This is a genomic window from Streptomyces sp. NPDC103540 (genome assembly GCF_055584445.1).
On sequence record NZ_JBVJMA010000019.1, the window covers coordinates 48,384 to 65,965 of the forward strand.

At 73.0% G+C, this 17,582-nt stretch carries 19 protein-coding genes; 11 read left to right on the forward strand and 8 right to left on the reverse strand.

Annotation, left to right across the window (positions count from 1 at the left end; all coding sequences use genetic code 11):
* Nucleotides 1-54 precede the first annotated feature (54 nt).
* From ACZ6ZI_RS34265 to ACZ6ZI_RS34280, 4 genes are all read right to left on the reverse strand, one after another.
* Nucleotides 55-1,776: an urease subunit alpha gene (locus tag ACZ6ZI_RS34265; protein WP_469527654.1), complete on the reverse strand. Its 1,722-nt coding sequence runs from the start codon at nucleotides 1,774-1,776 to the stop codon at nucleotides 55-57.
* Nucleotides 1,769-2,080 carry an urease subunit beta gene (locus ACZ6ZI_RS34270; protein WP_363055245.1) on the reverse strand — a complete coding sequence of 104 codons (312 nt, stop codon included), beginning with the start codon at nucleotides 2,078-2,080 and terminating at the stop codon, nucleotides 1,769-1,771. Before ACZ6ZI_RS34270 ends, ACZ6ZI_RS34265 begins: the two co-directional genes overlap by 8 nt.
* Before the next feature lie 14 nt (nucleotides 2,081-2,094).
* Nucleotides 2,095-2,397, reverse strand: a complete 303-nt coding sequence (locus tag ACZ6ZI_RS34275) for an urease subunit gamma (protein ID WP_042802987.1) — start codon at nucleotides 2,395-2,397, stop codon at nucleotides 2,095-2,097.
* A gap of 368 nt (nucleotides 2,398-2,765) precedes the next feature.
* Nucleotides 2,766-3,221 carry an ATP-binding protein gene (locus ACZ6ZI_RS34280; RefSeq protein ID WP_469527656.1) on the reverse strand — a complete coding sequence of 152 codons (456 nt, stop codon included), beginning with the start codon at nucleotides 3,219-3,221 and terminating at the stop codon, nucleotides 2,766-2,768.
* A 197-nt stretch (nucleotides 3,222-3,418) separates the two neighbouring features.
* Between ACZ6ZI_RS34280 and ACZ6ZI_RS34285 the strand changes: the two genes are divergently transcribed.
* Nucleotides 3,419-4,303, forward strand: a complete 885-nt coding sequence (locus ACZ6ZI_RS34285; protein ID WP_363055243.1) for a helix-turn-helix domain-containing protein — start codon at nucleotides 3,419-3,421, stop codon at nucleotides 4,301-4,303.
* A gap of 12 nt (nucleotides 4,304-4,315) precedes the next feature.
* On the forward strand, nucleotides 4,316-4,537 hold the full coding sequence (locus ACZ6ZI_RS34290) for a DUF397 domain-containing protein (protein ID WP_469527660.1): 222 nt from the start codon (nucleotides 4,316-4,318) through the stop codon (nucleotides 4,535-4,537).
* A 41-nt stretch (nucleotides 4,538-4,578) separates the two neighbouring features.
* Here the strand turns inward: ACZ6ZI_RS34290 and ACZ6ZI_RS34295 are convergent, their stop codons facing one another.
* Complete coding sequence (locus tag ACZ6ZI_RS34295) at nucleotides 4,579-5,766, reverse strand: 8-amino-7-oxononanoate synthase (protein WP_469527662.1); 1,188 nt, start codon at nucleotides 5,764-5,766, stop codon at nucleotides 4,579-4,581.
* Nucleotides 5,767-5,921: 155 nt separating this feature from the next.
* Here ACZ6ZI_RS34295 and bioB point away from each other — a divergent pair, with 155 nt between their 5' ends.
* The 4 genes from bioB (at nucleotide 5,922) to ACZ6ZI_RS34315 (ending at nucleotide 10,210) form a co-directional block, all read left to right on the forward strand.
* Complete coding sequence (gene bioB, locus ACZ6ZI_RS34300; protein WP_469527665.1) at nucleotides 5,922-7,205, forward strand: biotin synthase BioB; 1,284 nt, start codon at nucleotides 5,922-5,924, stop codon at nucleotides 7,203-7,205.
* The gene (locus ACZ6ZI_RS34305) at nucleotides 7,198-8,532 is read left to right on the forward strand and encodes an adenosylmethionine--8-amino-7-oxononanoate transaminase (protein WP_469527668.1); all 1,335 of its coding nucleotides are present in this window, start codon (nucleotides 7,198-7,200) and stop codon (nucleotides 8,530-8,532) included. The genes bioB and ACZ6ZI_RS34305 overlap by 8 nt, the downstream gene beginning before the upstream one ends.
* A 1-nt stretch (nucleotide 8,533) precedes the next feature.
* Nucleotides 8,534-9,253 carry a dethiobiotin synthase gene (gene bioD, locus ACZ6ZI_RS34310; RefSeq protein WP_469527670.1) on the forward strand — a complete coding sequence of 240 codons (720 nt, stop codon included), beginning with the start codon at nucleotides 8,534-8,536 and terminating at the stop codon, nucleotides 9,251-9,253.
* 297 nt (nucleotides 9,254-9,550) lie between these two features.
* Complete coding sequence (locus ACZ6ZI_RS34315; protein ID WP_469527672.1) at nucleotides 9,551-10,210, forward strand: class I SAM-dependent methyltransferase; 660 nt, start codon at nucleotides 9,551-9,553, stop codon at nucleotides 10,208-10,210.
* Between the two features lie 59 nt (nucleotides 10,211-10,269).
* Here the strand turns inward: ACZ6ZI_RS34315 and ACZ6ZI_RS34320 are convergent, their stop codons facing one another.
* Complete coding sequence (locus tag ACZ6ZI_RS34320; RefSeq protein ID WP_469527674.1) at nucleotides 10,270-10,695, reverse strand: GNAT family N-acetyltransferase; 426 nt, start codon at nucleotides 10,693-10,695, stop codon at nucleotides 10,270-10,272.
* A gap of 252 nt (nucleotides 10,696-10,947) precedes the next feature.
* Between ACZ6ZI_RS34320 and ACZ6ZI_RS34325 the strand changes: the two genes are divergently transcribed.
* The 5 genes from ACZ6ZI_RS34325 (at nucleotide 10,948) to mug (ending at nucleotide 16,269) form a co-directional block, all read left to right on the forward strand.
* Nucleotides 10,948-12,297: a hemolysin family protein gene (locus ACZ6ZI_RS34325; protein WP_469527676.1), complete on the forward strand. Its 1,350-nt coding sequence runs from the start codon at nucleotides 10,948-10,950 to the stop codon at nucleotides 12,295-12,297.
* Nucleotides 12,294-13,313: a hemolysin family protein gene (locus ACZ6ZI_RS34330; RefSeq protein ID WP_469527678.1), complete on the forward strand. Its 1,020-nt coding sequence runs from the start codon at nucleotides 12,294-12,296 to the stop codon at nucleotides 13,311-13,313. The genes ACZ6ZI_RS34325 and ACZ6ZI_RS34330 overlap by 4 nt, the downstream gene beginning before the upstream one ends.
* A gap of 123 nt (nucleotides 13,314-13,436) precedes the next feature.
* The gene (locus ACZ6ZI_RS34335; RefSeq protein WP_469527679.1) at nucleotides 13,437-14,219 is read left to right on the forward strand and encodes an SGNH/GDSL hydrolase family protein; all 783 of its coding nucleotides are present in this window, start codon (nucleotides 13,437-13,439) and stop codon (nucleotides 14,217-14,219) included.
* A 71-nt stretch (nucleotides 14,220-14,290) separates the two neighbouring features.
* On the forward strand, nucleotides 14,291-15,724 hold the full coding sequence (purB, locus tag ACZ6ZI_RS34340) for an adenylosuccinate lyase (protein ID WP_363055233.1): 1,434 nt from the start codon (nucleotides 14,291-14,293) through the stop codon (nucleotides 15,722-15,724).
* Nucleotides 15,721-16,269, forward strand: a complete 549-nt coding sequence (mug, locus tag ACZ6ZI_RS34345) for a G/U mismatch-specific DNA glycosylase (RefSeq protein ID WP_469527817.1) — start codon at nucleotides 15,721-15,723, stop codon at nucleotides 16,267-16,269. The genes purB and mug overlap by 4 nt, the downstream gene beginning before the upstream one ends.
* A 64-nt stretch (nucleotides 16,270-16,333) precedes the next feature.
* On the opposite strand, the gene ACZ6ZI_RS34350 is transcribed toward mug, so the two are convergent.
* Both ACZ6ZI_RS34350 and ACZ6ZI_RS34355 read right to left on the reverse strand, forming a co-directional pair.
* On the reverse strand, nucleotides 16,334-16,789 hold the full coding sequence (locus ACZ6ZI_RS34350; RefSeq protein WP_469527680.1) for a hypothetical protein: 456 nt from the start codon (nucleotides 16,787-16,789) through the stop codon (nucleotides 16,334-16,336).
* A gap of 40 nt (nucleotides 16,790-16,829) precedes the next feature.
* Nucleotides 16,830-17,582: an ABC transporter permease gene (locus ACZ6ZI_RS34355; protein ID WP_469527682.1), complete on the reverse strand. Its 753-nt coding sequence runs from the start codon at nucleotides 17,580-17,582 to the stop codon at nucleotides 16,830-16,832.

The following is a 17,582-nucleotide window of genomic DNA, read 5'->3' on the forward strand; positions in this document are numbered from 1 at the left end:
GGGGCCCGCCCGAGGGGACGCCGGGGGTCGGGCTCGTGCGGATCACCGGGCCCATCAGAAGAGGAAGTATCTCTGGGCCATGGGCAGTTCCACCGCGGGGGCGCCCTCCACCGGCTCCCCGTCGATGGTGACGGTGAAGGTGTCGGCGTCGACCTCCACCCGGGGCATGGCGTCGTTGCCCCGCATGTCGGACTTGCTTACCTTGCGGGTGTTCTCGATGGCGACGAACCGCTTGCCGAGACCGAGTCGGTCAGGAAGGCCGTCGTCGAGCGCCGCCTGCGCGGTGAAGTTGATCGAGTTGAGGGTGGGCGCGGAGCCCCGGGCGCCGAACATCGGTCGGGGCAGGACCGGCTGGGGGGTGGGGATGGAGGCGTTGGCGTCGCCCATCTGCGCGAGGGCGATCTGGCCTCCCTTGACGACCAGTTCGGGTTTGACCCCGAAGAAGGCCGGGTTCCACAGGACGAGGTCGGCGAGCTTGCCCGTCTCGACGGAGCCGATCTCCCGGGCCAGGCCCTGGGCGACGGCGGGGTTGATCGTGTACTTGGCGACGTAGCGGCGGGCCCGGTGGTTGTCGGCGGGGCCGTCGCCGGGCAGGAACCCGCGCCGCTTCTTCATCACGTGGGCGGTCTGCCAGGTGCGCAGCACGACCTCGCCGACGCGGCCCATGGCCTGGGCGTCGGAGGAGATGATGGAGATCGCCCCCAGGTCGTGCAGGACGTCCTCGGCGGCGATGGTCGAGGGGCGGATCCGGGACTCGGCGAAGGCGAGGTCCTCGGGGACCGCCGGGTTGAGGTGGTGGCAGACCATCAGCATGTCGAGGTGCTCCTCGACGGTGTTGAGGGTGTGGGGCCGGGTGGGGTTGGTCGAGCTGGGCAGTATGTGCGGCTCGGACACCACGGTGATGATGTCGGGGGCGTGCCCGCCGCCCGCGCCCTCGGTGTGGTACGAGTGGATGGTCCGTCCGGCGATGGCCGCGAGGGTGTCGCCCACGAAGCCGGCCTCGTTGAGGGTGTCGGTGTGGATGGCGACCTGGGCTCCGGTCTCGTCGGCGACGCTCAGGCAGGCGTCGATGACGGCGGGGGTGGCCCCCCAGTCCTCGTGGATCTTGAATCCGAGGGCGCCGCCGCGCAGTTGGGAGTGCATGGCCTCGCGGGACATGGTGTTGCCCTTGCCGAGGAGGCCGATGTTGACGGGACTGGCGTCCAGGGCGGCGAACATCCGGGCCAGGTGCCAGGGTCCGGGGGTGACGGTGGTGGCCTTGGTCCCCTCCGCGGGCCCGGTGCCGCCGCCGACGAGGGTGGTGATGCCGGAGGCGAGGGCCTCGTCGATCACGGTCGGCGAGATGAAGTGGACGTGGGTGTCGACGGCTCCGGCGGTGACGATCTTCCCGTTGCCCGCGATGATCTCGGTTTCGGGCCCGATGACGAGCGTCGGGTCCACCCCGTCCATCGTGTCGGGGTTGCCGGCCTTGCCGATGCCGCAGATACGGCCGTCGCGGATGCCGATGTCCGCCTTGACGACGCCCCAGTGGTCCAGGATCACCGCGCCGGTGATCACCGTGTCGGGGGCGCCCTCGGCGCGGGTGGTGCGGGCCTGTCCCATGGACTCGCGGATGACCTTGCCGCCGCCGAAGACCGCCTCGTCCCCGGCGTTCCCGGGGCCGCCGCTCAGGTCGCGTTCGATCTCGACGAAGAGGTCGGTGTCGGCGAGGCGGATGCGGTCCCCGGCCGTCGGGCCGAAGAGGTCGGCGTAGGCCCGGCGCGTGATCTCAGCCATCGAGCGGCCCTCCGGTCTCCCCGCGCAGTCCCGGCACGCGGCGCAGGCCGGCCAGGGGTACGAGCTCCACGGCGACGGGGATGCCCGGCTCGAAGCGGACGGCGGTCCCGGCGGCGATGTTCAGGCGCAGCCCCCGGGCGGCCCGACGGTCGAAGTCGAGGCCGGGGTTGGCCTCGGCGAAGTGGTAGTGGGAGCCGACCTGGACGGGCCGGTCGGCGGCGTTGAGGACGGTCAGGCGGGTGACGGGGCGGCCTTCGTTGAGGCGCACCGGGCCGTCCCCGTAGGCGATCTCGCCGGGGATCACGGTGGTGTGGCCCTTCAGACGATCGGGTCGTGGACGGTGACGAGCTTGGTGCCGTCGGGGAAGGTCGCCTCCACCTGGACGTCGTGGATCATCTCGGGGATGCCCTCCATGACCTCCGCCCGGGTGAGCACCGTACGGCCCGAGGCCATCAGTTCGGCCACGGTCCGCCCGTCGCGGGCCCCTTCGAGGAGGTGCGAGGTGATCAGGGCGACGGCTTCCGGGTGGTTGAGCCGGACCCCGCGCGCCCTGCGCCTCTCGGCCACGTCGGCCGCGACGTGGATCAGGAGTCTCTCTTGCTCATGGGGTGTCAGTTGCACCTGTATCACCAAGCTTCCGGGACGTGGATCTGCGTCGCGCCGCAGCGAAGGTAACCGCCTTCAACACTCTGTTGACCAGCCCGTATCCGGGCCGGGCAATGTCTTGCCCAACGGCAGGGAGAGGCTTTCCGACACGATCGCCGTCGCTTTGCCTCCCCATGGGCGACCGTTGGTGAAGGCGCTCCGGGTCCCACGCTAGGGTCGGCGGTTTTCGGCTGCGTTAACCCGTGTTTCGGGCGGGCGCACGGTTCGACCGCGCGACGGCGCCCGGCCGTTCGCCGTATACGACGCGAACGCGGGCGGGCGGGGTCGCCGGCCCGTCGCCGGGTCGGCGGTCCGTCGCCGGGGTCAGCCGTCCGTCGCCCGGGTCAGCGGCCCGTCGCGGTACCGGCGGTCCGTGCGTCGACGGGACGCCAGGGCAGGGCGATCCACACGGTCTTGCCGCCGTCCTCGGTGGGGGTGACGGACAGTCGGCCACCGGCCTCGGCCGCCAGCCAGCGGATGATGACCATCCCCCGGCCGTTGTCCTGCTGGACGGCGGCGGGCAGGCGTTGGGGCCGGCGCGGATGGCTGTCGGTGACGCCGATGCGCAGCCATTCCTCGCGTTCGAGGCGGAGGTCCACGGTGAAGGTGGGCGACTGGCCGAAGGTGTGCTGGACGGAGTTGGTGGCGAGTTCCGAGACGATGAGGCGGACGGCGTCGGCGGCTTCGGTGCCGTCGGGCATTCCCCATTCGCCCAGGACCCGGGCGACGTACCGGCGGGCGGCGGCGACCGAGACCGGGTCGCTGGGCAGGGTGACGGATGCTTCCTGCTGATCTGCCATGGCGACGTCCCTTTCCCACCGGGACGGAGCCGCCCCGGACCTACGCTGAGCGCCAGAGTGCCACCCATCGTGCCGCCGTTTCCGCCGATCCCCCAAGATATGCATATATCTGTCGCTCAATGCGGTGAACTCTGCTACGGAAGAGCGTATTTGGACGGCAGACTGGTGCGAGCTGTGCCGGTGGAAGGAGAGCGGGTATGCAGCACGGTCCCGCCGTACGTCGACGCAAGCTCGGCGAGGAACTGCGCGCCCTGCGCGACCGTTCGGGACTCACCAGTGGTGAGGTCGCCCGGATCGTCGGGTGGCACCAGTCGAAAGTCAGCCGCATCGAGACCGGGCGCAGTGGCGTGAAATCGGAGGACATCCGGCTGCTGCTCGACGCCTACGGGGACGTCGTCGGCCCCCAGCAGCGCGCGCTGTTGGAGGCGCTCGGGGCCTCAGCGGCGGGTCCGGGCGCGAACGGCGACGCGGCGCGGGGGCGGCAGTGGTGGCACGACTACCGGGGGCTGCTCCCGCAGGAGTACCGCGACTTCATCAGCCTGGAGGCGGGGGCCCGGGCGGCCCGGACGGTGGAACTCTCGGTGGTCCCGGGGCTGTTGCAGACCCCGGACTACGCGCGGGCGGTGACCCGGGCGGCGCTGGGCGGGCTGCCGGAGCCGAAGGTGGACGCGCTGGTCGACGTACGCCTGGCACGGCAGTCGGTGCTGCGGGCCGATCCGCCGCTGGAGTTGAGCGCCGTGCTCGACGAGGCGGTGCTGCGCCGGCAGATCGGCGGGCCGGAGGTGATGCGTGAGCAGCTGCGACGCCTGGTGGAGGTGGCGCGGCTGCCGCAAGTGCGGCTCCAGGTGCTGCCGTTCACCGTGGGGGGTCATCTCGGCCTGACAGGACCGTTCGTTATCTTCTCATTTCCGAACATCGCCGATCTGGATGTGGTGGTACTCGACCATTTGACGAGTAGCCTCTATCTGGAGCGGAAGGAAGACCTTGAGGCGTACAGCGCCGCGTTCCGCACCATCCAGGCGCACGCCCTCCCGCCCCGTGACTCGTCGGACCTCATCAGCAAACTCGCTGACGACACGTAAGGAGGCACCCCCGTGTCCGCAACCCCCTTATCCACCGGCGGACTTCCAGGCAGCGCGCGGTGGCGGCGCAGCAGCCGCAGTACCGGAATGAACAACTGTGTGGAAGCGGCCGTCCTCTCCGGCGGACTGCTCGCCGTCCGCGATTCCAAGCGGACGGACGGCCCGGCCGTGCTCTTCACCGGGCCGGCCTGGGACGGCTTCCTCGCCTCCGTACGGGCGGACCTGCCCGCGTGACGTGAACCGTCACGTCCGCGCGGCGCGGCACCCTCGGATCCTCACGCCGTGGCGTCCCGCATCCGCGTGGCTCCGGCCGGCGCGGTCCGCAGGACCGTCCCGACCGCCCTGACGATCTCGTCCCCCGTGAGATCGGCACGGGCGGTCAGCCGCAGCCGGGAGATGCCGTCCGGCACCGACGGCGGACGGAAGCAGCCCACGGACAGTCCCGCCTCGCGGCAGTCGGCGGCCCAGCGCAGTGCCGCCGACGCCGACGGGGCCCGGACCGACACCACGGCCGCGTCCGGCCGGGCCGCGGTCAGGCCGGCGGCGGTGAGCCGGTCGTACAGTTCGACGGCCACCTCCCGGACCCGGTCGGCGCGCTGAGGCTCCGCGCGCAGCAGCCGCAGGCTCGCCAGCGCCGCCCCGGCGGCGGCGGGCGCCAGGCCGGTGTCGAAGATGAAGGTCCGGGCGGTGTTGATCAGGTGCCGGATCACCTTGGCGGGCCCGAGCACCGCGCCGCCCTGGCTGCCGAGCGACTTGGACAGGGTCATCGTCGCGACCACCCCCGGAGCCCCCGCGAGTCCGGCCGCGTACAGCGCGCCCCGGCCGCCCTCCCCCAGCACCCCGAGGCCGTGGGCGTCGTCCACGACCAGGGCGGCCCCCTCGGCGCGGCAGGCCTCGGCGTAGGCGGCGAGCGGGGCGGCGTCGCCGTCGACGGAGAACACCGAGTCGGTGACCAGCAGGGACCTGCCCCCGTGGGCGGCGAGGGTCTTGCGCGCCGTCTCCGGGTCGCTGTGCGGGGTGACGGCGATCTCCGCGCGCGAGAGCCGGCAGCCGTCGACGATGGAGGCGTGGTTGCCCGCGTCGGAGACCACCAGCGTGTCGCGGTCGCCGAGCGCGGTGACGGCGGCGAGGTTGGCCGCGTAGCCGGAGGACAGGACGAGCGCCGCCTCGAATCCGGCGAAGGCCGCGAGCTCCCGCTCGAGCTCGGCATGAAGCTCGGTCGTCCCTGTGACCAGGCGGGATCCAGTGGCCCCGGCCCCCCAGCGCTCCGCCGCCTCGCGGGCTCCGCGCACGGTCAGCGGATGCCGCGTCAGGCCCAGGTAGTCGTTGCTCGCCAGGTCCAGGAGCGGCGAGTGCGCGGGGCGCGGGCGCAGGGCGCGTACCAGTCCTGCCTGTTCACGGGCCCGCTCCGCGCCGTCGATCCAGGCGAAGACGTCCTCGGGGTCCGGAGTGTGCTGGGTCATCGGCGGTCCTCGCGTTTTGTCGGCAGTCGACAGATCTGCTCGACCCTAGCCGCCGGGACTCGCGGGGCGGATGTGGCGATCCACACACTCCCTTCAGGCCATGTTGTCCGATCTCTCCTTGGCCGGGAGTGGTCGCGTGGTCCAGGATCGGGCCCATGGACCTGCTGAACACCCTGGTGGAAAAGGGACTGCGGCGCGAGCTGCCGACCCGTGAAGAGGCACTCGCCGTACTCGCGACCTCTGACGACGAACTGCTCGACGTGGTGGCCGCGGCCGGCAAGGTGCGCCGCCAGTGGTTCGGGCGCCGCGTCAAGCTGAACTACCTGGTCAACCTCAAGTCGGGGCTCTGCCCCGAGGACTGCTCGTACTGCTCCCAGCGCCTGGGGTCGAAGGCCGAGATCCTCAAGTACACGTGGCTGAAGCCGGAGGAGGCCTCCCAGGCCGCGGCCGCCGGCGTCGCCGGCGGCGCCAAGCGGGTCTGCCTCGTGGCGAGCGGACGCGGTCCGACGGACCGGGACGTGGACCGCGTCGGCAAGACGATCGCGGCCATCAAGGAGCAGAACGAGGGCATCGAGGTCTGCGCCTGCCTGGGTCTGCTCTCCGACGGCCAGGCCGAGAAGCTGCGCGACGCGGGTGCGGATGCCTACAACCACAACCTGAACACGTCCGAGGCGACGTACGGTCAGATCACCAAGACGCACACCTACGCGGACCGGGTCGATACGGTACAGAAGGCGCACGCCGCCGGTCTGTCGGCCTGCTCCGGCCTGATCGCCGGCATGGGCGAGAGCGACGAGGACCTGGTCGACGTCGTCTACTCGCTGCGCGAGCTCGACTCGGACTCGGTGCCGGTCAACTTCCTGATCCCCTTCGAGGGCACCCCCCTCGCGAAGGAGTGGAACCTCACCCCGCAGCGCTGCCTGCGCATCCTCGCGATGGTCCGCTTCGTCTGCCCCGACGTGGAGGTCCGGATCGCGGGCGGCCGCGAGGTGCACCTGCGCTCGATGCAGCCCCTCGCGCTGAACATCGCGAACTCGATCTTCCTCGGTGACTACCTCACCAGCGAGGGCCAGGCCGGCCAGGCCGACCTCGACATGATCGCGGACGCCGGTTTCGAGGTGGAGGGCGCCGGTACGACGACCCTGCCCGCGCACCGCGCCGACATCGCGGCCGCGGCCGCCGCCTCGCACGGGGGCGGCATGTGCGGCTCTTCCGCGGGCTCCGCCGCGGGCGCTTCGGCCGGCGGCTGCGGTTCCGCCTGCGGCGGTTGCTCCGGGCACGGCGAGGCGCCGGCCGCGGAGCGGACCCCGGTCGCGGAGCGGACCCCGGCCGCCGACGGGGCCGCGGCTCCGGCCCAGGCCCCGGCCGGCGAGGTGCGTCCCGAACTGGTGGCCGTACGCCGCCGCGGCGCGGGAACGGACGTCGCACCGAATGCGTGACCTGTTCCCCCTGCACGACCCGCTCGACGGGGCCTCGGACACCGCCGGTCTGATCGACCTGGACCGGCGGCACGTCTGGCACCCCTACGGCCCGATGCCCGGGCGGCAGGAGAACCTCGTGGTCTCCTCCGCCTCGGGCGTGCGGCTGCGGCTCGCCGCGCCCGCCCAGGGCCGGGACGAACTGATCGACGGCATGTCCTCCTGGTGGTCGGCCATCCACGGCTACAACCACCCCGTGCTGAACGAGGCCGCGACCGCGCAGCTCGGCCGGATGTCGCACGTGATGTTCGGCGGGCTCACGCACGAGCCCGCCGTCCGGCTGGCGGCCAGGCTCGTCGAGATCACCCCGGTCGGACTGGAACACGTCTTCCTGTGCGACTCGGGGTCGGTGTCCGTCGAGGTCGCCGTCAAGATGGCCCTGCAGTACTGGCGTTCCCTCGGTCACACGGGCAAGACCCGGCTGATGACCTGGCGCGGCGGCTACCACGGCGACACCTGGCAGCCGATGGCCGTCTGCGACCCCGACGGCGGCATGCACGACCTGTGGCAGGGCCACCTGCCCCGGCAGGTCTTCGCGGACGCCCCGCCGGACGGCTTCGACGCCCCCGTCGACCCGACGTACGTCGACCACCTGCGCACGCTGGTCTCGGCGCACGCCGCCGAACTGGCCGCGGTCATCGTGGAGCCGGTCGTCCAGGGCGCGGGCGGGATGCGCTTCCACAACCCGGGCTACCTGCGGGTGCTGCGCGAACTGTGCGACGAGTACGGGGTCCTGCTGATCCTCGACGAGATCGCCACCGGCTTCGGACGGACCGGCGCGCTGTTCGCCGCCGACCACGCGGGGATCACCCCGGACGTGCTGTGCCTGGGCAAGGCCGTGACCGGCGGGTACCTGACGCTGGCCGCGACCCTGTGCACGGAGCGAGTGGCCGACGGGATCTCGCGGGGCGAGGTGCCGGTGCTCGCGCACGGGCCGACGTTCATGGGCAACCCGCTCGCCACCGCGGTGGCCCTGGCCTCCATCGACCTGCTGCTCGGCCAGGACTGGGCGGGCGAGGTCAAGCGGATCGAGGCGGGCCTGCGCGAGGGGCTCGCGGCGGCCTCCTCGGTCCCCGGGGTCCGCGACGTCCGCGTGCTCGGCGCGATCGGGGTCGTCCAGCTCGACCGCCCGGTCGACGTGTGGGCGGCGACCCGGGCGGCGGTGCGGGAGGGCGTGTGGGTGCGCCCGTTCCGCGACCTGATCTACACCATGCCGCCGTTCGTCACCTCGGACGCCGACGTGGCCCGTATCTGCCGTGCGGTGGTCGCCGCGGCCCAGGAGGGTTGAGATGTCCGTCGTCGTCGTGTCCGGTACGGGCACCGAGATCGGCAAGACCGTCGTCACCTCCGCGATCGCCGCCGCCGCCCTGGCCGCCGGCCGGTCGGTGGCGGTGCTCAAGCCCGCGCAGACGGGCCTGGGCCCGGACGAGCCCGGTGACGTCGCCGAGGTCGTCCGCCTCGCCGGCACGTCCGTGACCGGCGTCGAGCTGGTCCGCTACCCCGAACCGCTGGCCCCGGACACCGCCGCGCGGCGTTCCGGGCTGGCGACGCTCGCCCCCGCCCGGATCGCCGAGGAGGCGGCCCGGCTCGACGCCGCGCACGACCTGGTGCTGGTGGAGGGCGCGGGCGGGCTGCTCGTCCGGTTCGACGAGGCCGGCAACACCCTGGCCGACGCGGCGCGGCTCATGGCGGCTCCGGTGCTGGTGGTCGCCCCCGCCGGGTTGGGCACCCTGAACTCCGCCGCGCTGACGGCCGAGGCCCTGCGCGCCCGTGACCTGACCCCGCTCGGGCTGGTCGTCGGCAGCTGGCCCGCGGATCCCGACCTGGCCTCCCGGTGCAACCTCGCGGACCTGCCCGAGGTGTCGGGCACGCCGCTGTTGGGAGCCGTCCCGCAGGGCGCGGCGGCCCTGGCCCCGGAGGCCTTCCGCGCGGCGGCGGCGAGCTGGCTCGCCCCCGCCCTGGACGGAACCTGGTCGGCGCGGTCCTTCCTGCGCGCCTGGCCCGCCTGACCGACCGCCGCGGCCCGGCGCACCCGTGCTGAGCGCCGGGCCGGGCCGGGGGTGTGCCGACGGGCGCGGGTCCGACGGGCCCGGCGGGCGCGGACCCGCCGGACCCGAGTGGTGCCGCCGTCCGGGCGCCGCCCCGATCCGGTGCGCCCGGCCGGGATCCGCCGCGCAGGGGCGTCCGGGCCCCCCGCGGCCGGCCGGATTCCGCGCGGTCCGGTTTCGGGGTGCGCCTCGACGGGGAACAGCCGGGCAGGGCACGTCCGTCCGTGTAAGCCCCCGAACCGCGCCCGGAGGCCCGCCATGCCCTCAGCTCCTCCCGATCCGGTCCACCATCCGTGCTTCGCCCGCTTCTACGCCCGGGCCAGCACCGCCGCCGAGACCCACGCCGGGATGGCCTCCCTGCGCCGGGAACTGCTGCACGGCGTCTCCGGCCGGGTCATCGAGATCGGCGCGGGCAACGGCCTGAACTTCGCGCACTACCCCCGCGCCGTCTCCGAGGTCGTCGCCGTCGAACCGGAGCGCACCCTGCGCCGGCTCGCGGCCTCCGCCGCGCAGCGCGCCGAGGTGCCGGTGGACCTCGTACCGGGCGTGGCCGAGGCGCTCCCGGTCAAGAGCGAGGCCTTCGACGTGGCCGTGGCCTCGCTGGTGCTGTGCACCGTACGCAGCCTGCCGCGCACCCTCTCCGAGCTGCACCGGGTGCTGCGCCCCGGCGCCGAGCTGCGGTTCATGGAGCACGCCCTGGCGCCCGGCCCCGGCATGGCGGCCGTCCAGCGCGCCCTCGACCGGACGATCTGGCCCCGCCTGTTCGGCGGCTGCCACACCGCCCGCGATCCGCTGGCCTCCATCGAGGCGGCCGGGTTCCGGATCGTCACGCAGCGCGCGTTCCGCCTGCCGGAGCGCGGCCCGGCGCTGCCCACGTCGTACTGCGTGATCGGCTCGGCCCGCCGCTCCCCCACCTGAGCGGCGCCGGCGGGGCTCCGCTCACCCGTCCGGCGCCGGTGCAACGGTGGCTCGGGTTTTCAGGCGGTCAGCGGCTTGACCCAGCGGGTCCAGATCTCCTCGGGCCGGTAGCCGTAGGCGTCCCACGCGCCGTGCGCCTGTCCGTTCCCGTCCAGGACCATCGCGTCCGCGCGGCGACCCCCGAGGGCCTCGAACCGTTCCTCGGCCGCCGCGAGCAGCGCCGCGCCGATGCCCCGCCGACGGTGGCCGGGGTGCACGGCCAGCCGGTAGAGGTGGCAGCGCCAACCGTCGAAGCCGGCCACCACCGTGCCGACGAGTGCGCCGTCGACGCGGGCGAGCAGCAGGGCCTCGGGGTCGCGGGCGTGCAGGCGCTCGACCCCGGCGAGGTCGTCGCTGATGCTCGTGCCCTTGGCCGCGCCCTTCCAGAAGTCGAGCACGGCCGGCAGGTCGGCCGCCGAGGCGTGGCCGATATGAAGATCACTCATGACCGGATCCCATCACCGGGGCCCGGGTGACCAAAAGGAAGATCCATCGACTTTGCCTTTCCTTTGCCTCGTGTGGAGCGGTGGCTGCGGCGCTCCCGACCGACGAAAGACGAAAGGGTGTGAGCGTGCGCCCATGGGCGAGCCCCCCGATCCCCGACCCTCCGTCCGGCACACCGGCACGCGCCGTGCCGACACGCGACGCCGCGCGGCCCTCGCCCTCCTGACTGATCATGGGACGGAGGTGATCCATCGATGACCGAAGTGCTCCTGCTCCTCGTGGCGCTGCTGCTCTGCCTTGCCTGCGGTGTCTTCGTCGCGGCCGAGTTCTCCCTGACGACCGTCGAGCGCAGCGAGCTCGAAGGGGCCGTCGAACGCGGTGAGCGCGGCGCCGAGAGCGCCCTCGCCGCCGTGCGCGGCCTGACCTTCCAGCTCTCGGGCGCCCAGCTCGGCATCACCGTGACCGGCCTGGTCATCGGCATGATCTCCAAGCCGTCCATCGCCGCGCTGCTCCAGGGCCCCCTGAAGGCCATGGGGCTGTCCGCCGGAGCGGCCTCCTCCACGGCCCTGGTCCTGGGCACCGCCTTGTCGACCGTCGTCCTGATGGTCGTCGGCGAGCTGGTGCCGAAGAACTGGGCGATCTCCTCGCCGCTGGCCATCGCCAAGCGGGTGGCCACGATGCAGCGCGTGTTCAGCCGTGCCTTCAAACCGCTCATCAGCCATCTCAACACCACCGCGAACCACCTGGTCCGCCGGTTCGGGCTGGAGCCCACCGAGGAGCTGGCCTCCGCGCGCAGCCCGCAGGAGTTGGTGGCCCTGGCCCGGCACTCCGCGAAGGCCGGCGCGCTGGAGAAGGACACGGCGGAGCTGTTCGTCCGCACCCTGAACCTGGCCGACCTGACCGCGGAGAACGTGATGACCCCGCGCGTGCAGGTCACCGCCCTCGACGTGCAGACCACCGCCGAGGACGTGGCGAACGCGACCATGGCCACCGGCCTGTCGCGCTTCCCCGTCTACCGGGGCAGCCTCGACACCGTCGTGGGCACCGTGCACATCAAGGACGTGCTCGCCCTGCCCGCGGAGGAACGCCACCGCCTGCCCGTGGCGCAGCTGCTGCGCCCGCCGCTGCTCGTGCCCGAGTCGCTGACCGTGGACCGGCTGCTGGACCGGCTGTCCGGCAGGCAGACCATGGCCGTGGTGATCGACGAGTACGGCGGCACGGCCGGCGTGGCCACGCTGGAGGACATCGTCGAGGAGGTCGTCGGCGAGGTGCGGGACGAGCACGATCCGCACGAGACCTCCGACCTGGCCCCGGCCGGTACGGACGAGTCCGGGCGCGCGCTCTACTCGGCCGACGGCGCCGCGCGCACCGACCAGCTCCGCCGGATCGGCCTGCGGATCCCCGACGGCCCGTACGAGACCCTCGCCGGGCTGATGGCGACCGGGCTGGGGCGCATCCCCGAGGTCGGCGACCGTCTGGAACTGGACGGTTGGCGGCTGGACGTGGTGGACGCCTCCGGCCGCCGGGCCGCGCGCGTGCTGCTGCACATGCCGGCGGAGCCCGTCGACGGCGAGGGTCGCGCGGGGACGGAGGGGGTCCGATGACCGCGATCCAGCTGCTGATCGGTCTGGCGACGCTCGTCGTGAACGCGTTCTTCGTGGGCGCGGAGTTCGCCCTGATCTCGGTGCGGCGCAGCCAGATCGAGCCGTACGCCGAGCAGGGCGACCGGCGGGCCCGCGCCGTGCTGTGGGGCCTGGAGCACGTGTCGGCGATGATGGCGGCGGCGCAGTTGGGCATCACCCTGTGCACCCTGGTGCTGGGCGTGGTGGCCGAGCCGGCCATCGCCCATCTGCTGACCCCCCTGTTCGACCTCGTCGGGGTGCCGGCCGGTCTGACGCACGCGATCTCCTTCGTGATCGCGCTGGCGCTGGCAACGTACCTGCACATGCTGTTCGGGGAGATGCTGCCGAAGAACGTGGCCCTCGCGGAGCCGGTGCGCACGGCCCTGTCGCTGGGGCCGCCGCTGGTGACCCTGACCCGGGCGCTGAAGCCGGTGATCTTCGCGATCAACGCCTTCGCCAACACCCTGCTGCGGCTGCTGCGGGTGGAGGTGAAGGACGAGGTGACGGCGACCTTCTCGGACGACGAGCTGGCCCGGATGGTCAAGGACTCCAGTGACGCCGGCCTCATCGACGACCGGGCGAGCGAGCGGCTGCACGACGCCCTCGAACTGGGGCGTCGGCCGGTCACGGACGTGGTGCTGGCCGCGGACCGGGTGGTTCCGGCCCAGGAGGGCATCACCCCCGCCGGGCTGGAGCGGTTGTCGGCCGAGACGGGCTACTCCCGCTTCCCGGTGGTCGACGACCGGCACCGGATCCTCGGATACCTCCACGTCAAGGACGCGCTGGACATGACGGAGCGGGACGACGCGTTCCCGTTGTCGGCGCTGCGCGCGATCGCCCAGGTCCGGGCGGACACGCCGCTGGACGACGTGCTCACCGCCATGCGCCGCAGCCGTACGCACCTGGCGGCGGTCCTCGGGGCGGACGGGGCCATGACGGGTCTGGTGACGATGGAGGACGTCCTGCGCGAGCTGTTCGGCCGCTCGCCGACCGCGTAGCGGCCGGGCGGCGGCCCCGGGTGTCCGCGCCCCGGGGGCACCGGCACCTCGGGGCGCCCCGCGCCCCGCGCCCCGGCCCTGCCTCCGCGCGGCCGGGGTACCGCGCGGTAGCATCGCTGCGCCATGGAGATGAATGCGTCCTACACCAGTTTCGTCGCGGTCGGCGACTCCTTCACCGAGGGCATGTCCGACCTGCTCCCGGACGGCTCGTACCGGGGCTGGGCCGATCTGCTCGCCGCCCGCCTCGCGGCGCGCGAGCCCGATTTCCGCTACGCGAACCTCGCGGTCCGCGGGAAGCTGATCGGGCAGATCGCCGGTGATCAGGTCCCCGTCGCGGCGGCGATGGGCGCGGACGTGGTCACCCTGGTGGGCGGCCTGAACGACACCCTGCGCCCCAAGGTCGACATGGGGCGGGTGCGGGCGCACCTGGAGGAGTCGGTGGCGCTGCTGGCCCCCTCCTGCGGGCGGCTCGTGCTGATGCGCTCGCCGGGCCGCAACGGGCCGGTGATGGAACGTTTCCGCCCTCGTATGGAGGAGCTCTTCGCCTTCCTGGAGGAGCTCGCCGCCCGGCACGACGCCCTGCTGGTGGACCTCTACGGGGCTCCCGTGCTCGCCGACCCGCGCCTGTGGGACGTGGATCGGCTGCACCTCACGCCCGAGGGGCACCGCCGGGTCGCGGAGGCGGTGTGGCAGGCCCTGGGGCTGCCGCCGGAGGAGGACTGGCGGGCGCCGCTGCCGCCCCCGGTGGCCCCGGGCTGGGCCGTGCGCCGGACCTCGGACCTGCGCTTCGCCCGCACCCACCTGCTGCCCTGGATCGGTCGTCGCCTGACGGGCCGGTCCTCGGGGGACGGCCGTCCCGCGAAGCGTCCGGAGCTGCTGCCCTACGAGCGCCCCCCGCTCTCGTAGCAATCCACAATCACGGGTGGCGCCCCTACCTGCGTGAACGCACAGCCGGGGCCCAAGTAGAATCACTCCACGTGACAGCCAAGCCCCGCATCCCCAATGTCCTGGCCGGCCGCTACGCGTCTGCGGAGCTCGCCGTCCTGTGGTCCCCCGAGTACAAGGTGACGCTGGAGCGGCGGCTGTGGCTCGCCGTGCTGCGCGCCCAGAAGGACCTCGGCATCGAGGTCCCGGACGCCGCCCTCGCCGACTACGAGCGCGTCCTGGACACCGTCGACCTCGCCTCCATCGCCGAGCGCGAGAAGGTCACCCGGCACGACGTGAAGGCCCGCATCGAGGAGTTCAACGACCTCGCCGGCCACGAACACGTCCACAAGGGCATGACCTCCCGCGACCTGACCGAGAACGTCGAGCAGCTCCAGATCCGCCTCTCCCTGGAACTGGCCCGCGACCGCACGGTGGCCGTCCTGGCCCGCCTCGGCAAGCTGGCCGGTGAGCACGCCGAGCTGGTCATGGCCGGTCGCTCCCACAACGTGGCCGCGCAGGCGACCACCCTGGGCAAGCGCTTCGCGACGGCCGCCGACGAACTGCTGGTCGCCTACGACCGGCTGGAGAACCTGCTGGAGCGCTACCCGCTGCGCGGCATCAAGGGCCCCGTCGGCACCGCCCAGGACATGCTCGACCTGCTGGGCGGCGACGCCGCGAAGCTGGCCGACCTGGAGCAGCGCATCGCCACCCACCTCGGCTTCTCCCAGGCCTTCACCTCCGTGGGCCAGGTCTACCCGCGCTCGCTGGACTACGACGTGGTCACCGCCCTCGTGCAGCTGGCCGCCGCCCCGTCCTCCATCGCGAAGACGATCCGCCTGATGGCCGGCCACGAGCTGGTCACCGAGGGCTTCAAGCCCGGCCAGGTCGGCTCCTCCGCGATGCCGCACAAGATGAACACCCGCTCCTGCGAGCGCGTGAACGGCCTCATGGTCATCCTGCGCGGCTACGCCTCGATGACGGGCGAGCTCGCCGGCGACCAGTGGAACGAGGGCGACGTCTCCTGCTCCGTCGTCCGCCGCGTGGCCCTGCCCGACGCGTTCTTCGCGTTCGACGGTCTGCTGGAGACCTTCCTGACGGTCCTCGACGAGTTCGGCGCCTTCCCGGCGGTCGTGGCCCGCGAGCTGGACCGTTACCTGCCGTTCCTGGCCACCACCAAGGTCCTGATGGGCGCGGTGCGCGCCGGTGTGGGCCGCGAGGCCGCGCACGAGGTCATCAAGGAGCACGCGGTGGCCTCCGCGCTCGCCATGCGCGAGCAGGGCGCCGAGCGCAACGAGCTGCTGGACAAGCTGGCGGCCGACGAGCGGATGCCGCTGGACCGTGCGCAGCTGGACGCCCTCATGGCCGACAAGCTGTCCTTCACGGGCGCCGCCGGCGATCAGGTGGCCACCGTGGTCGCGCGGATCGAGGCCATCGCCAAGGAGCACCCGGAGGCCGCCGGGTACGCGCCGGGGTCGATCCTCTGACCCCCGACGAGCTCGAAGCCGCCCGCGACCGCGTCCTCCCGGACGTGGTCGCGGGCGGTCTGCGTGTGCTGTTCTGCGGGATCAACCCGGGTCTCCTCTCCGCCGCGACGGGCCACCACTTCGCCCGCCCCGGCAATCGTTTCTGGCCGGTCCTCCACCTGTCCGGCTTCACTCCGCGCCGGCTGGCCCCGGAGGAACAGGAGGAGCTCCTCTCCTACCGGTTGGGCATCACCAACGTCGTGGCCCGGGCGACCGCCCGCGCCGACGAGCTGAGCGCCGAGGAGTTCCGCGAGGGCGGCCGGATCCTGACGGCGAAGGTCGAACGGCTGCGCCCGCAGTGGCTGGCCGTGGTCGGCGTGACCGCATACCGCACCGCCTTCCAGGACAGGAAGGCCCTCATCGGCCCCCAGGAGCGCACCATCGGCTCCACCCGGATCTGGGCCCTGCCCAACCCCAGCGGGCTCAACGCCCACTGGACCGCGGATTCCATGGCCGCCGAGTACGGCCGGCTACGCGCGGCGGCCGAGGGCCGGGAAGCCCCCTGAGGGCTCCGGGGGCCGGTCCCCGGAGCCGGCCCGACCGGGTCGGCCGGCTCCCTCGGCTGAGCCGCTACGGCGGGTCCGCCACGGTGACCGCCGCCATCAACAGGTAGGGGTCCTCCTCCCCACCCCGCGCCACGCAGACCACCAGCCACCGTTCCTCGATCCGCCACAGGTGCACGTGGTCGGTGGTGGCGCCCAGCTCCTCCCACGGCTGCGCCGTCTGCGCCTCCCCGGCCGCGCCTCCCCCGTGGGAGTCTCCCTCTCCGGGGGCGGACAGGGTGAAGATCTGCGGCGCCCCCCGGCCACGGGTCAAGGCCCGGACGAGCAATCCGTAGTCGGCGGCGATCCGCTCGGTCTCCTCGGCCCGCCGCGAGCCGTCGTCCTCCCAGAAGTCCGCGGTCCCGTCGAGCAGGGCCAGATGGTGGCCGGGCCCACTGCTGTGCCAGCCGAGCCGGACCTGCCGGTCCGGGAAGCCCTGGACCAGCAAGCGGTCGATCAGGTCGAGATGCGCTGCCGTGGTCATACCGTCAGTATTTCGGCGACCACTGACAACTGGCCCGGCGTCATGCCGGCCGACGCCGTACGGCGATCCATCCCGCGGTCAGGGCCACGAGGGCCCACAGCGCCGTCACCCCGAGACCGCTCCAGGGGCCGAGCAGGCCGTCCGTCTCCAGCCGCATGACCAACTGTCCGGCCCGGTCCGGCATGAACTCCCCCGCCCCGCCCGAGACCTCTCCGACGACGAACGGCACGATCAGCAGCAGGGGTATGAGCAGACCCATCACGAGGGTTCCGCTGCGCGTCAGCGCGGTCAGCCCGGCCGACAGCAGGGCGATGAGCGTCAGGTAGATCCCGCTTCCGAACACGGCCCGCAGCGTGCCCGGATCGCCGAGGTCGAGGGCGTACTGCCCCATGAGGGCCTGCCCGCCGAGGAAGGTGACGACCCCGGTGACCTGGCCGACGACGAGGGAGAGCACGGCGACGGTCACGACCTTGGACAGGTACAGGCGCGTCCGGTTGGGCACGGCGGTCAACGAGACCCGAAGGGCCCCTTCGCGGAACTCGCCGGCGAAGGCGGTGGCGCCGAACGCGATGGCCGCTATCTGACCGAAGTTGATCCCGAAGAAGGCGCCGAGGAGGCGGTCCGGTCCCAGGGCGTCCGGCTCCGACGTCCCGATGGCCGCGGCGGTCAGCACGGTGACGCCGGCGGTGGCGACGAAGACGGCCGCCAACGACGCGAGGACCGATCGGGCCGAACGTATCTTGATCCATTCCGATCGCAGGACGGGCAGGTTGGGCAGGGCGTTGGTGGTCAA